Below are 15,831 nucleotides of genomic sequence, written 5' to 3' on the forward strand. Positions count from 1 at the left end.
TTTGCCGTGTACTTCTAGTACTATTTATTCAATAGAAATTCCGTAATTCTGGGGATCCCAGCCTACTTTGAAGCCTAATCTCTCAGAAATGAGTCGTAATGGGACCATTGTCACATTATTCATGATTGCTGGTGCCACTTCTGCCGTAACACGGCTTCCATTTACTAGGAGATCAGTTTGATCAATCCATAGGTCAATTAGTTTATCACCACGAAGGACGGTTACCTTACGTTCTTTATCATCCCACTTCACAGTGCCACCCAATGCTTCTGTGACAAAACGAATCGGAACCAACGTATTATCCTTCACGATCGTCGGCGCTTGTTCCAACGTCATCGGTTTGCTATTCAAAGTTGCTTGCTTCTTATTTACGGTAAGTTTGATTGCATTTTTCGGTAGCGATGGCAATTGTCCTTTATAAATAAATGAAATATCGTCAATATTAATTTTCCCTTTAGCGGCTCTTTCATCCTGCCCGTTAGCCGGATTTGCGACATAAATGCTTTTCACCAGCAAAGGTGCTTTCAGATCCGACACATCTGCCGTCACCTTGCGCCAGCCTGTCCAGTTCATATTTTCCGTAAAACTCACATAATTCAGCTTGCCATCCGCATCAATGACCTCTGCACGCACCCAATTGAAACTGCCATCGCCCAAAACTTTAGCCGTTATAAATTCGGGTTCTCCCTCAATCGGTGCACCATTCCCATTATTAAACCTCGCATATGCTGCTTTCGTTCCTAGTCCCTTGGAGAAATCATAGGCGATTTCCAAGTTCTTATTTCCATTGTTTGGCACAATATTGACGCTAGAAGCGACCTCTGCCGGATATTTATCCCCTGTTGTCATAACTGCAAATTTATCTAAATCGTACCACACTTTCTCCTGCCCGACAGGTAAAGTTACCATAGTGCTATACCCGTCGTAGTGAGCGATGACCTGTGCTGTCTGCGCTCCAGCTGTGCTGTCTACGTGCAGAACACCATTCGTAATCGTCCCCTTAACTCCGCTAAGCTCCCAAGTCGCTGATGCCGCGGGTAATTCTCGCGTAGCTCCACTGCGTGTTGTAACGGTAATCGGAAGCTTGAAATCCCCGCCCTCTGTCAATGAGAATGATCCTGAGCTAAAAGCCATCGACGTAATCTGATCACGCCCGACAATTTCGACATCCATCGTGGCGGATCCTTTACCTGATTTTGCAACAATCTGCGTTTTCCCAGGCATTGTTGGTGTATATACGTTCTCTTTGAACGAGCCATTGGCTACCGTGCTGCTCCATTGTGGAACAATACCTGTAACGGCAATGGGATTATAATAATCATCATAAGCTTTAAATTGATAAGTGCTGGATTCATTTACGAATAATAAGGATTGTCCTTTTAAAATAAGACCTAGCAACTCACCCTTTGGTGCTGTCGAATATACGCCCAAACCATTTGCTACTGCACGTTGATTCCCGTTTTGTGTTTTGTTCACTAGCTTCGGATCTACATCACCAAGTGGCCTAGACACCATCTGTGTCGATCCACCGCCATCGAGGACCATCCCTCTCCAAACACCGGCATCAATCATGAATTGCTGCAGCTCAGGCAGTGTCATCCCTGCACTAGGACCGTTGCGATCGGCAGTTATAATATAGGCCTTCTTCAGATCCTTGGAGTAACCCACAGCTGTCCTAGAAACAGGACTATATCCGTTGAAATCATTAATATTCCGCGTAAAATAGCTCGGCTTCGCCTCATCTACCAGCAATGTGCTGCCGCCGATAAGCATTTTGAAATTCTTCCAATCATATGTCTTTGACGCGTCGTGTGGAATCATGTCGTATTTCGTCGTGATTTTATCCCCAACCTTGAGATGCTTTACAATAAACTCTCTCGCCAAGCCGGAACCCCTAAGGATATAACCATCTGCAGGAGCAACCATTTTCACATTCGTATCAACTTGAATTTCCTTAACGATATCATTCTGGATAAGCGCCTCGGTAGGTACGTGTGTACCATCCACAGCACGCTGTGTCATCGCCCAAGCACTTGTATAAAGGAAAAGACCGTCGGCTATCAGCGGAACATCGTTATCGTCCCAGTAGAACGTTTTGTTCACGCCACCTAGCTCGAACTTTGTCCCATCCTTTGCCGTAACCGTACCCTGGAAATCGAAAATATCAATAATCGGCTGATTCGTCTTCGTAATAGCAAAAGAATACAACCCCGAAATCTTCGCTGGCGTTGCCATCACCTGTCCGTTCGTGATCTGCGCACCCTCTGGTACTCCCTCTGCCTGGGTATTGTAGAAATCCCCGTTCACCCCTGCTACAGCGCCTGTATCCTTCACCATGCCGAGCACACTCTGGTTCTTCGTGAACTGATTGTTCGTTCCTGCCATTGCGTCTATCTTCACGTTCGGGTTCGTCAGATCCACTTCGATCACATTGGCGTTCACCGATACTTCCTTATTGCTTCGTGTTGTCGACCATACGTAGTTCTTCATAATTGCACCTGATGTAATCGTCTCCTGCGAGCTTAACGTCAGCTTCGTGCCCGCCGCGTTTACCGTAACTCCCGACACCAACTGCCACACCATAGCGCAAGCCAGCGCTGCTACTCCTACTTGCCTCTGTACCTTCACGTTGCCGTTCCACTCCTCTTTTTCATCTAAGTCTAGTATCTATCTTTATAGCGATAACTATATAGACTCTTAAACTATGGAAAAAGTTACGATATTCCCCATGTTGTATTCATATGTCATAGATAATGGGTAAAAAAGTAAAAAAGAGCACAACCCTCCCGGGTTTGCTCTCTGCTTGAGATGCTTATATATTGATTAAATTATTTTCTTTAATTTAGCTTCTTGTTCAATCGATCGCGCTGAGAGCAGTTCAATGATCCTGTGTTGTTGCTCTTGCACATTCTCCAAACGCTTCACGATTTCGTTGGTTTCAAGTACAGCTTGCTTGATTTGAGATTGTTCTAATTCTAGTCTGTCCAATCTCGTGTTCATTCCAATTAACTGTTCAAAAACCGGGGATAATTCTGCTCTTAGCAACGTAGTAAGTGATTCCTTCATTTCATTGTCCATCATATCGCTCCCTTTGTATACTAACGCAGAACTCTATCTGCTATTTATCATAACATAATCCCCTATGAATTAGCATCAGATGACATATACATATAGTACCACTATTATTAGCAAAAGGAAAACCTAATATTTACTATAGTAAATTGTGTCAGGGTAAAATCGACAAACAAAAAGCCGCCCCAGATGGACGGCCTCTCTATATTAATGCTTAAGCTCTAACGCTTGAGTTCTCAATGATTCTGCTTTATCTGTGCGCTCCCAAGGAACATCTAGATCGTTACGGCCGAAGTGACCGTAAGCTGCAGTTTGACGGTAGATCGGACGACGAAGATCAAGCTCTTTAATGATTCCCGCTGGGCGAAGGTCAAAGTTACTGTGGATCAGCTCAACAAGCTTCTCTTCACTCACTTTAGCCGTACCAAATGTATCTACAGCAATAGATACAGGACGAGCAACACCAATGGCATAAGCCAATTGAACTTCACATTTCTCAGCAAGGCCAGCTGCTACGATATTCTTCGCAACATAACGCGCCGCGTAGGCACCGGAACGGTCAACTTTTGTCGGATCTTTACCGGAGAACGCACCGCCGCCATGACGAGCATAACCACCGTACGTATCAACGATAATTTTACGACCTGTAAGACCTGCATCCCCTTGAGGTCCGCCGATAACGAAACGCCCTGTTGGGTTAATGAAATAGTTCGTCTTCTCATCCAACAAGTGTGCTGGAACGATTGGAAGAATAACATGCTCTTTAATATCTTTTTGGATTTGCTCCAAAGTTGTATTCTCATCATGCTGCGTGGATACAACGATTGCATCTACACGAACAGGTTTATCATCGATGTACTCAACAGTTACTTGAGTTTTACCATCCGGACGCAAGTATGGAAGAGTGCCGTTCTTACGAACTTCTGTCAAGCGACGAGCCAATTGGTGAGAAATAGAGATCGGAAGAGGCATAAGCTCAGGCGTCTCATTTACTGCAAAACCGAACATCAAGCCTTGGTCACCAGCACCAATTGCTTCAATTTCTTCATCAGACATGTTACCTTCTCTTGCTTCAAGGGCTCTGTCAACACCTTGTGCAATATCAGGGGATTGCTCGTTCAACGAAACGAGAACCGCACACGTCTGGGAGTCGAAACCATACTTCGCGCGTGTGTAACCAATGTCTTTAATTGTTTGTCTTGCAATAGCTTGAATATCGACATATTCAGACTTCGAAGTGATTTCACCAATTACCAAAACCAAACCAGTTGCTACAGATACCTCACATGCTACACGAGCATTCGGATCATTAGCTAGAAATGCATCCAAAACCGAGTCAGAAATTTGGTCACAAATTTTATCTGGATGACCTTCTGTTACGGATTCGGATGTAAATAAACGACGTCCACGAACTTGAGCCATATTATTCATCCTCCTACATTACATTTAGTATGTTTGAAAAGCTTCTACTCGATGCCTCTATAATAAAAAATCGGGCCCGGCTTTAGCGCTAGCTTTTCTCGCCAAACGGAATCCCTCTTTTGCGCTCATGCGCTGATAAGATCTTTGAATTCCGCACTGGTACAAATAGATAAAGCATAAATAAAGACAATACATGAATAAAGACAACATTAAAATGAACCTTCCCCTATTGGAAAAGGTTAAATTGAATATTGACCTTCAATTAACCATCCTACTTTATTTGTCGTGTAATGTCAATTTATAATTTTTTAAAATCACATTAATATTCTTATTAAGTTTACTTTAAGGTACGCTTCACTTTTTTTTCACAGCTATTATCTATACTACTCATATATTAACTACTGAGTTCGTGAAAATTTGAAGAAAGAGGTCAGCCTATAGCCGACCTCTTTCTCATCACTATAGATAGAAGGAATAATAACTACAGAGTAAACAAGGTTTCTTCAGCTCTTTGAATCAGACGCTGCGTAATGCGCCCGCCTACAGCGCCTGCATCCCTGGAGGTGATATGCCCCCAGTAGTCTTTTTTCATAGAATTTGAAGGAATAGATCCAAGCTCACCCGCAAATTCGGTATCCGCATTGGCCGACATCGAGTTGCCTACTGGCAGACCCAATTCAGCTGCAATTTCGTATTTTAAAATATCTAAAGCTTTTTTCGATTCCGGAACCACTTTACTTCTAGCCATAACTAAACGCCTCCTTAGAGTTTTAGTTCATCATGCACTCGATAAGCAGCTACCCGATCAATGGGGTACGTTATTAGTATGGCTAGAATCGGCTCCATGAATCGAATAAGAAGTTGTCATTTTGGGTAAAATTATGGAGTAAACATTTATTGCGGAACTTTACTACCATCGGCATTTAAAATCAAAAATCCACCACGTACCATGACATAAATGGACGTGTCATTTTTTGGGGAAGGCTTAATCCCGCGGCCCTCTGTTGGGAAAATCAAAAGATGATTCAGCGCGACTTCCGTCCCTGCTGGCAGATCCTTGCCTCCCGTTACATCCGGGATGCCGTTCTCATCGTTGCTCACGGCTAGTACCTTGCCGCTTCGCACGATAAATTCCGCGCCAGCTCCGGCATACATGGTTTGTCCATTTTCCAATTGGACAACCTTCATATTCGCCGCTGCCGTAGGGGGAGTGCTCGTGCCTCCGTTGCTCCCGACAGCATTCGCTGCGATCGCTGAGGCCACGATGTCCTTCACCTTTGCTTCGCTTAAGGTGTTTTGCTCGAAGTAGCTTTGGGTGATTAGCGGATCGGTTGTTCCTGGGGATGGGGCTTCGGCTTGGGAAGTAGATGAGAAAGCTAAAATAACCAGACCGCATGCACTTATCAATAAAAGCTTTTTCTTTTTACTCATTTGTGTTCCCTCCACTTGAAATAAATAAGAAAAAGACCCCGAAGGGTCCCTTTCATTCATCAATATAACTTAACAAAATTAGTTAGTTACAAGTGTTGTTGTAGTTTTACCATTGCTTGAGATTGCTTTTACAACGAACTCATTAACAGTTCCAGTAATATCAAACTTGTTAGTTGTAGCGTTGTAAACTACAGTACCGCCACCTTTAACATTGGAGATAATGTACTGAAGACCGAAGAATACATTGTAATTTTTGATGAAGTTTACGTCATCAGCCATTGGAGTTGCACCAGTTGTCGTACCTTTATCATCATATTTGTACTCAACAGCATAGTTATCAACAATTTTCGCACCAATCAGATACTCAACTTCTTTTGCAGCGTTGTAAGCAACGTTTGCACTAGCTGTCAAAGTAGCAACAACTGGAGCATCTGCTTTTACATTTGCTGTATAAGTGAAGTCTTGAGTTTCACCGTTCGCTTTATAAACTACTGCCGTTACAGTTGTAGTTCCAGCTTTTTGACCTAGTACTTTACCAGCTGTGGAAACTGTCGCAACACTTGAATCAGATGTGTAAGCAGTTTTAACTGCTTTAAGAGCATCTGGAACAGCTACTGTATCCCCAGCTTTGTCAGTGATAGTAAGGCCTACACCTTTAGCGAATTTACTGTCAGCATTCACGTTGAATGGAGCAGTTAGTTTAGAAGTGTCACTTACCGTGATAGCATAAAGATCTGTCAAAGTGTTAGCTTTGTAAGTCAAATCAGTGCTTGTAATAACTTCTAAAGTTCTCTTGAAAGCAGGAGATACTTCAGCAGTTCCTTTTTTGATGGAGATCTCAACATATGTCTTACCTGCTGTCGCACCAGCTGTTACAAACTTAATTTCTTTATCGTTTAAGCCATTTACTAGATCAGTAAGAGAAATAGTTCCTGCAGCTACAGCTCCACCATTAAGAGTTACGTTAGCAGTAGTTCCATCTACTTTGAAGCTTACAGTATAGCCAGCAGTAACTGCAGCAGTGTTTACTGTATCCAAAGTTTCACCGTATTGGTCTTTAACTAGAACTTTGAACGTTGTTGAAGCAGTACCAACAGTGCTGCCCAAAGCTTTTTTCGTTGGCTCACTACCAGAAAGTACTACACTTTCAGGAGTACGTGAAGCAACTACTGTCAAAGGAAGTTGAGCTTGTGTTTGGATGTTTGCATTGTAGATGGACATGTATAGGTATACAACGCCTCTCTCTTTTGCAGAAACTGAACCTAATTTAAGTTTTCCTTTGTGCTCACCATATTTCACGATACCATTGTCAGTTACTGTTGCATCAGTTCCTGAATCAGCAACACTTGCTCCTGATACAGTAAAGTTAATGCTGCTTGCATTGTCAACGATGTCTTGAGCACTTAATTGTTTGCCCTCAGCATCATATGCTACGATTGGAATATACTTAGCAGCTGTATCGTTCTCAGCGATTACGCCTGTATAAGAACCAAATTCCAATTTCGTAGGAACACTACCTGCTTTCAAAGAAAGTTTCGCTGTAGCAGATGCTCCACCTTCATAGTAAGTAACAGTGTAGTCACCTGTTTTGTCAACTTTTTTGCCAGTAGCAACAGCCACTTCCAATTTGTTTCCAGTAACAACTGTTTTAGTTAGGATATTCAAGTCACTTGGTGTAATAACTGGTACGATTGAAGTTGCTGCTTCTGCAACCATTTTGAAACCATATTGATCATATCTTACAAGATCATAAGTTGCTTTGTCAGCTTCAGATGAAAGAGCTGTTTTACCTGTTGGATAAACTGCATCTTTAATCTCAACTTTAGAAACTTGTTGGGAAATCCCGATTTTAAATGTTTTGGAAACGGAAACGGAAGATTGATTCAAACTTACAGTAATTGGTAGAACACCAATTTCAGTTGGGAACGTCGTAGTGTTAGACGTGTTAACTGTTAGATCAAGCAAACCTGTATCTGCATTGCGAATAATTGATGGAGCTGCAGCAGTTGGAACTCCATAAACGGAGTAATTTCCAGCGTTCAAGGAAGCATTCTCACCATATTGGTTTTCAGCTTTGATTGAAAGCACAAGACCAGCTACTTGTGGAACTTTGTCGTTTGCGTTTACGAAGCTAAGTTTAGTAACTTTTTCGTTTTCAGCTGTGAATGTAGCTGTTGTTTTGTCAACATTTGCTGCATCAAGACCGGAAAGCGTAGCTGTGTAAGAACCTTCAGTTAGTTTAACGCTAGTCAAAGTTAATACAACGGATTTCTTGTCGTCAGCAAATTTTGCAGTTGTTGCTACTGCCAAGTTACCTTTTGTCAAAGCAACTTTAGCTTTAGTATCATCAACTGGTTTGCTGAAGGAAACTGTTACTTGTTGTACACCAGTAGGTTTCGCTTCGGAAACGGATACTTTACCTGGAGATACGTAAAGAGCTTTCGCTTCGTATGCACCAGTCAAAAGAAGATCGCGAGTAGCGTTGGATGTACCACCGAATTTACCGTCAGCTCCGTTGGAGAGAAGTTTCAATTCAAGTGCAAGTGCTACATAACCTTGTGCCCAACCAGTTACTGTTGAATCAGTACCTGTTTTGCCTTTAGCATCAGCATCTTTACCAAGAACGCGAACCAAGAAAGTAGCAAGTTGTTCTTTTGTTACTTTACCAGCTGGGTTGTAAGTACCTTCACCGTAACCATCAGTGATACCAGCAGTTTTCAAAGCTTCGATGAAAGGAAGTGCGTAGCCGTTAGCTGCGTCATCTGCTTTAACATCAGAGAAGCTGGAAGTTTTAAGATCTTTGTTAACTTCGATACCAGTGATCAAAGCTGCAACTTTCGCGAATTGAGCACGGTTCATTTCTTCTTTCAAACCGAAAGTTGTTTCGCTCACGCCATCAAAGATACCAGCGCTGATAAGAGCGTCAAATTTTGCTTTTGTTGCTGCGTCAAGATCTTTAAGATCTGTGAAATCAGCGGATGTTTTACCGAATGCTACGGAAGAAAACATGGATAATGCCATTGCTGCAGTTAGAACTACGGATAAACTTTTTTTCATAACCTTTTTTTCTCCTCCTTGAATATCTGTATAATTTTTTTCTTTAAAACCATTATTATTTGAGCTCGATGTACTCATTTTTGGTTCACCTCCTTTCCAGAGTTAGAGCATAAAGTATAACTAAGTTCATTAGTAGCTCTATTGGCTACTTTAGAAACTAGTAATTTCACGATAATATCCATTCATACCAATTCACATTATACAATGGTCGAATAGCTCCGTAAAGTTTTTTTTATTTTTCACATTTCATTTTGTTTTCAAAGTATTAAACGCATATAATCTTAAAAAGTTGCGTTTACCTAGAAAAAAATAAAAAAAAATTTTTGAATCGCTTTGAACTTATAAAAATAATTAAAAACAAAAAGGAGCCATCCTCGGGAAATTCCCAAAGATGACTCCTTTTTTACTATTTTATTAGTTCGACACTACAGTGCTTGTTGCTTTACCGTTAGATGCGATTGTTTTTACAACAAACTCATTAACAGTTCCACTAATTGTTATTTTATCAGTGCTCGGGTCGTATACTACAGTTCCGCCACCTTGAACATCAGAGATAATATATTGTACTCCTAAGAAGTCTTGGTAAGCAGTAACTTCATTTACGCCACCATCTGTATATTTATACTCTGTGCCATAGTTATCAACTGCTTTAACATTCAACATTTGAGCAACGTCTTCAGTTGAGCTGTATGTTGCATTAGCATCTGCAGTTAGAGTTGCCACTGTAGGAGCATCTGCTTTTACATTTACTGTGTAAGTGAAGTCTTCTGTTTCACCGTTAGCTTTATATACCACAGCAGTAACTGTCGCAGTACCTACACGTTGCCCTAATACTTTACCATCCGTCGTTACTGTAGCAATATTAGAATCAGATGTATAAGCTGTCTTTACTGCTTTAAGATCACTTGGTACAGCAACTGTGTTACCTGATTTGTCTGTTACAGTAACATTTACAGCTTTCGCAAATTTACTAACTGCTCCATTTGCAAAATCGCCCGTTTTAGCTATTTCATTAGTCGTGATTGCGAATACGTCAGAAATTGCTTTTGCTTTATACACTAGATCTGCGTTTTCTACAACTTCTACAGTTCTTTTCAAAGCTGGGGCTACTTCTTGCCCACCTTTTGTAAGTGCTACTTTAACTGTTGTTTTACCCAGGGAAGTTGCTGTGAACGTAATCTCTTTATCATTAAGGTTTGCTTTTAGATCAGTTTTAAAGTTATCTCCAGCAAGTTGTGCTGCGGAATCTACAGTAACACCTGCAGTTGTTCCGTCTACATTTACGTTTACTTCGTATCCTGTAGGAACTGTATCAAGCGTTTCACCATATTGGTCTTTTACAAGAACTTTAAATGTTGTTGTAGCATTCACCAATGCTTTTGTTGTTGGCTCATCACCTGATAACACTACGCTCTCTGGTGTACGTGCTGCAACCACAGTCAACGGAAGTTGTGCTTGTGTTTGTACGTTAGCATTGTAGATAGACATGTATAGATATACAACGCCTCTCTCTTTTGCTTGAATGGAGCTTAGTTTTAGTTTACCTTTATTTTCACCATATTTTACAATACCATTCGAAGTTACATCTGTACCTGTTGCCACTGTTGCACCAGATACTGTGAAGTTAATGCTACCTGCATTGTCAACAATATCTTGTGTGGATAGAGCATTACCTTCCGTGTCATAAGCTACGATTGGAATGTATTTCGCACTAGTGTCACCATCAGCGACAACTCCATTATAAGTGCCAAACTCTAGTTTAGTTGGTACCGCACCAGCTTTTAGAGATACTGTAGCCGTCGCAGAAGCGCCGCCTTCGTAGTAAGTTAATGTGTAATCACTCGTTTTATCAACCTTTTTACCAGTTGCTACTGTAACTACCACTTTGTTATCTTCAACCTTTTTATCTAGAATATTCATGTCAGTAGGTGTAATAACAGGCATAATTGATGCAGCAGCATCTGCTACTACTTTATAACCGTATTGATCATATCTTGTAATGTCATAGGTTACTTTATCGCCTTCACTTGATAGAGCCGTTTTACCATTTTCATAAGTTGCAGTTCCTAGTTCAACTTTAGAAACACGTTGTTCAGTCCCAATTTTAAATGTTTTGGATACTGAAACAGCCGACTGATTCAAGCTAACTGTGATTGGTAGTACACCAATTTCAGTAGGATATCTGGATGTGTCACTCGTATCTACTTTAAGCTCGAGGTAGCCATTATCTGCATTACGGGTAATTGAACCTGTGTAACCGAATACCGAGTAGTTACCACCATTTAATGTTGCATTTTCACCATATTGGTTCTCAGCTTTAAGTTGGATGACGAAATCCTTCACTTGCGGAACTACATCACTTACATTTACAAAGCTTAGTTTTGATACTTTTTCATTCTCAGCTGTAAATGTTGCCGTAGCTTTAGCTACACTAGCTGCATCAAGGCCGGAAAGTGTTGCTGTATATTCGCCTTCTGATACTTTAACATCAGTCAAAGTCAGAACAACTGATTTCTTATCTTCTGCAAATTTAGCTGTTGTTGCAACGCTAGTTGAACCCTTTTTCAAAGCAACTGTTGCTTTAGTCGTATCTACTGGTTTGTTGAACGTTACTGTTACTTGTTGTATGCCAGTAGCTTTCGCTTCAGTCAAAGAAACTTGACCAGCTGGTACATATTGTTGTTTCGCTTCGTATGCACCAGTTACAAGAAGATCACGAGTTGCATTTGTGATACCACCAAAAGTGCCGTCTGCATTGTTGGAAAGAAGTTTCAATGCAAGTGCTTCAGTTACATAACCTTGAGCCCAACCAGAAACAGTAGCATCTGTACCTGTCAATGCTTTTGCTTCTGCATCTTTACCAAGCACACGAACCAAGAAAGTAGCAAGTTGTTCTTTTGTTACTTTACCAGCTGGGTTATATTGACCTTCTGCATAACCATCAGTTACGTTAGCAGTTTTCAAAGCTTCGATGTAAGGAAGTGCATAACCGTTAGCCGCGTCGGTTACACTAACATCAGTAAAGCTTGATGTTGTAAGATCTTTATTTACATCAAGACCCATAATCAAAGCTGCTACTTTAGCGAATTGCGCACGATTCATTTCTTCTTTCAAGCCAAAAGTTGTATCACTCACGCCGTCGAAGATGCCAGCAGAAATCATTGCATCAAATTTCGTTTGTGTTGCTGCGTCAAGGTCTTTCAAATCCGTGAAGTCAGCTGATGTTTTACCAAAAGCGACAGCCGAGAACATAGAAAAAGCCATTGCGGAAGTAAGAACTACGGATAATGTTTTCTTCATAAAGGGTATTTCCTCCTAATATTTTAAGTTTTTTGTTATAAAACTTATAACTAAATTGATGTAAAACTTTCTATTAAAGTCGCAATATCTATCGTATATAATTTCGTATATCACTTTTTGCTGCAAACTGAGTATACGATAATACATGCGATTTTTCATTGCTAAGTATTTTCCAAACATGGCCGTCACCCTTTGCCACATCCAGACCACTTAATTAAATTGTAATCAATAATTGTAAAAAAGATTTGAATGGAAGCTTAATAGAACTTAAAAGTTACCTGAAAGATTGCTGAATGTATCGTTAACTGTTCTCAGCCAAACCCCTGCTTTTCAACCATCAATTTCGCATTAAAACCCAAAAGGAGACCAAGTAGGTCTCCTTTTGTTAAAGATTAATATTTAATTACTTAGTAACCAAAGTAGTTGTTGTTTTACCGTTAGATGCGATTGTTTTTACAACAAACTCATTAACTGTTCCACCTGTAGTAATTTTATCAGTACTTGGGTCATATTGGACAGTACCTCCACCTTGAACGTCAGAGATAATGTATTGAACTCCCAAGAACTCTTTGTACTTACTAACTTCATTCACGTTAGTGTCTGTATTAAATTTATACTCTGTGCCATAGTTATCAACAGCTTTTACATTCAACATTTGAGCAACAGTTTTAGATGCACTGTACGTTGCATTAGCATCTGCAGTTAAAGTTGCCACTGTAGGAGCATCTGCTTTTACATTTACTGTGTATGTGAAGTCTTGTGTCTCACCATTTGCTTTCAATACAACAGCTGTAATTGTAGCTGTTCCTACACGCTGACCTAATACTTTACCATCAGTTGTTACTGTAGCAATATTAGAATCAGAAGTATAAGCTGTTTTTACCGCTTTAAGGCTACTAGGTACAGCAACTGTATTGCCTGATTTATCTGTTACAGTAACATCTACAGCTTTCGCAAATTTACTTACTGCTCCATTTGCAAAATCACCAGTTTTCGCTACTTCATTAGTCGTGATTGCGAATACGTCAGAAATTGCTTTGGCTTTGTATGTTAGATCTGTGTTATTTACAACTTCTACAGTTCTTTTCAAAGCTGGGGCTACTTCTTGTCCACCTTTTGTAATTGCTACTTTAACTGTTGTTTTACCAAGAGAATCTGCTGTGAACGTAATCTCTTTGTCATTAAGCTTTGTTTTTAGATCAGTTTTGAAGTTATCTCCAGTAGCTTGAGCTGCAGAATCTACAGTTACAGCAGAGGATGCTCCGTCTACATTTACATTTACTTCGTATCCAGTAGGAACTGCATCAAGCGTTTCACCGTATTGGTCTTTTACAAGAACTTTAAACGTTGTTGTAGCATCTACCAATGCTTTTGTTGTTGGCTCGCTACCTGATAGCACTACACTCTCTGGAGTACGTGCTGCTACTACAGTCAATGGAAGCTGAGCTTGTGTTTGTACGTTAGCATTGTAGATGGACATGTATAGGTATACAACGCCTCTTTCTTTTGCTTGGATAGAGCTTAATTTTAACTTACCTTTGTTTTCGCCGTATTTTACAATACCATTCGAAGTTACGTCAGTACCTGTTGCAACCGTTGCACCAGAAACAGTAAAGTTAATGCTGCTTGCATTGTCAACAATAGCTTGTGCGGAAAGAGCTTTACCATCAGCATCATATGCTGTAATCGGAATGTATTTCGCATTTGTGTCACCTTCAGCAACTACTCCATTATAAGTGCCGAACTCAAGTTTAGTTGGTACGGAACCAGCCTTAAGTGATACAGTTGCTGTCGCTGATGCTCCGCCTTCGTAGTAAGTTACTGTATAATCACCAGTTTTATCTACTTTTTTACCAGTTGCTACTGTTACTACTACTTTATTGTCTTCTACTTTTTTATCTAAAATATTCATGTCAGATGGCGTAATTACAGGAGTAATTGATGCGGAAGCATCTTCTACTACTTTGTAACCGTATTGATCATATCTTGTGATGTCATAAGTTACTTTATCACCTTCACTGGATAGAGCCGTTTTACCATTTTCGTATGTTGCTTTTCCTAACTCAATTTTAGAAACTCGTTGCTCAGTACCAATTTTAAATGTTTTGGATACTGTTACAGCAGATTGATTTAGGCTAACTGTGATTGGTAACACACCAATTTCAGTTGGATATTTAGTTTTATCACTCGTATCTACTTTAAGCTCAAGGTAGCCGTTATCAGCATTACGTGTAATTGTACCTGTGTAACCGAATACTGAGTAGTTTCCACCATTTAATGTTGCATTTTCACCGTATTGATTCTCAGCTTTAAGTTGAATGATGAAATCTTCCACTTGTGGAACTACATCACTTGCATTTACAAAGCTTAGTTTTGTTACTTTTTCATTTTCAGCTGTGAATGTTGCTGTAGCTTTAGCTACATTAGCTGCATCAAGACCGGAAAGAGTTGCTGTATAGTTACCCTCTGTTACTTTAACATTAGTCAATGTTAGAACAACCGATTTCTTATCGTCTGCAAACTTAGCTGTTGTAGCAACACTTGTTGTACCTTTAGTCAAAGCAACTGTTGCTTTCGCAGTATCAACTGGTTTGTTGAATGTTACTGTTACTTGTTGTACGCCAGTAGCTTTCGCTTCAGTCAAGGAAACTTGACCAGCTGGTACGTATTGTTGTTTTGCTTCATATGCGCCAGTTACTAGAAGATCACGAGTTGCATTAGTCATACCACCGAAAGTGCCATCTGTATTGTTAGCAAGAACTTTCAATGCAAGTGCTTCAGCTACATAACCTTGTGCCCAACCGGAAACTGTTTTATCTGTACCAGTTAAAGCTTTTGCTTCTGCATCTTTACCAAGAACACGAACCAAGAAAGTAGCTAGTTGTTCTTTTGTTACTTTACCAGCCGGGTTGTATTGACCTTCTGCATAACCATCAGTTACATTAGCTGTTTTCAAAGCTTCGATGTAAGGAAGTGCATAACCATTCGCTGGGTCGGTTACACTAACGTCAGTAAAGCTTGATGTTTTAAGATCTTTATTTACTTCAAGACCCATGATCAAAGCTGCTACTTTAGCGAATTGTGCGCGGTTCATTTCTTCTTTAAGACCAAATGTTGTGTCGCTTACGCCATCAAAGATTTCAGCGGAGATCATCGCGTCGAACTTTGCTTTTGTTGCTGCGTCAAGGTCTTTCAAATCCGTGAAATCTGCAGATGTTTTACCAAAAGCTACGGATGAGAACATGGAAAGAGCCATTGCGGACGTAAGCACTACGGATAAAGTTTTCTTCATAAAGGGTATTTCCTCCTAATATTTTAAAGTTTTTTTGTTATAAAAACTTATAACCAACGGGGCGACTTTTGAATCTACTTGCTCTGCGATCTCTGATTCTCTTTCGTGTAGCTTCGCGTCTATCACCTCGGCTACAAACTTAGTATACGACACTCTATACTACATTTCATTGATAAGTATTTTCCAAATGTGTGTCTCACGGCATTCTAAATACATACCAAAAACAGCCCCATCACTTATTAAGTGACAGAGCTGTT

The 15,831-nt window shown here is 40.4% G+C and carries 8 protein-coding genes; all 8 read right to left on the bottom strand.

The genetic code is table 11. From position 1 onward, the window contains the following. Positions 1-24: 24 nt before the first annotated feature. On the bottom strand, positions 25-2,628 hold the full coding sequence (locus L6I86_RS21600) for a stalk domain-containing protein (RefSeq protein ID WP_236290437.1): 2,604 nt from the start codon (positions 2,626-2,628) through the stop codon (positions 25-27). Between the two features lie 195 nt (positions 2,629-2,823). Beyond that, the gene (locus L6I86_RS21605; protein ID WP_236290439.1) at positions 2,824-3,078 is read right to left on the bottom strand and encodes a hypothetical protein; all 255 of its coding nucleotides are present in this window, start codon (positions 3,076-3,078) and stop codon (positions 2,824-2,826) included. A 201-nt stretch (positions 3,079-3,279) separates the two neighbouring features. Beyond that, positions 3,280-4,494, bottom strand: coding sequence for a methionine adenosyltransferase (gene metK / locus L6I86_RS21610; RefSeq protein WP_173117235.1), 1,215 nt, complete (start codon positions 4,492-4,494; stop codon positions 3,280-3,282). A gap of 481 nt (positions 4,495-4,975) precedes the next feature. Next, positions 4,976-5,242 (bottom strand): alpha/beta-type small acid-soluble spore protein, encoded by a 267-nt coding sequence (locus tag L6I86_RS21615; protein ID WP_056611585.1) that lies wholly within the window; start codon positions 5,240-5,242, stop codon positions 4,976-4,978. 146 nt (positions 5,243-5,388) lie between these two features. Continuing rightward, the gene (locus L6I86_RS21620; RefSeq protein WP_236290441.1) at positions 5,389-5,925 is read right to left on the bottom strand and encodes a hypothetical protein; all 537 of its coding nucleotides are present in this window, start codon (positions 5,923-5,925) and stop codon (positions 5,389-5,391) included. 78 nt (positions 5,926-6,003) lie between these two features. Next, positions 6,004-9,060, bottom strand: a complete 3,057-nt coding sequence (locus tag L6I86_RS21625) for an S-layer homology domain-containing protein (RefSeq protein WP_236290443.1) — start codon at positions 9,058-9,060, stop codon at positions 6,004-6,006. A gap of 336 nt (positions 9,061-9,396) precedes the next feature. Continuing rightward, positions 9,397-12,282, bottom strand: coding sequence for an S-layer homology domain-containing protein (locus L6I86_RS21630; RefSeq protein WP_236290445.1), 2,886 nt, complete (start codon positions 12,280-12,282; stop codon positions 9,397-9,399). Positions 12,283-12,685: 403 nt separating this feature from the next. Then, a complete protein-coding gene (locus L6I86_RS21635) occupies positions 12,686-15,574 on the bottom strand; it encodes an S-layer homology domain-containing protein (protein WP_236290447.1) in 2,889 nt (962 codons plus the stop codon). Between the last annotated feature and the right edge of the window lie 257 nt (positions 15,575-15,831).

The sequence above is a fragment of the Paenibacillus allorhizoplanae genome (assembly GCF_927798215.1).
In the GTDB taxonomy this organism is placed as follows: Bacteria; Bacillota; Bacilli; order Paenibacillales; family NBRC-103111; genus Paenibacillus_E; species Paenibacillus_E allorhizoplanae.

What these genes read in the sequence shown, in the direction of transcription:
- metK (WP_173117235.1), bottom strand. Translation starts at nt 4,494, where the DNA reads ATGGCTCAAGTTCGTGGACGTCGTTTATTTACATCCGAATCCGTAACA.
- L6I86_RS21620 (WP_236290441.1), bottom strand. Translation starts at nt 5,925, where the DNA reads ATGAGTAAAAAGAAAAAGCTTTTATTGATAAGTGCATGCGGTCTGGTT.
- L6I86_RS21605 (WP_236290439.1), bottom strand. Translation starts at nt 3,078, where the DNA reads ATGGACAATGAAATGAAGGAATCACTTACTACGTTGCTAAGAGCAGAA.
- L6I86_RS21625 (WP_236290443.1), bottom strand. Translation starts at nt 9,060, where the DNA reads ATGAGTACATCGAGCTCAAATAATAATGGTTTTAAAGAAAAAAATTAT.
- L6I86_RS21635 (WP_236290447.1), bottom strand. Translation starts at nt 15,574, where the DNA reads ATGAAGAAAACTTTATCCGTAGTGCTTACGTCCGCAATGGCTCTTTCC.
- L6I86_RS21615 (WP_056611585.1), bottom strand. Translation starts at nt 5,242, where the DNA reads ATGGCTAGAAGTAAAGTGGTTCCGGAATCGAAAAAAGCTTTAGATATT.
- L6I86_RS21630 (WP_236290445.1), bottom strand. Translation starts at nt 12,282, where the DNA reads ATGAAGAAAACATTATCCGTAGTTCTTACTTCCGCAATGGCTTTTTCT.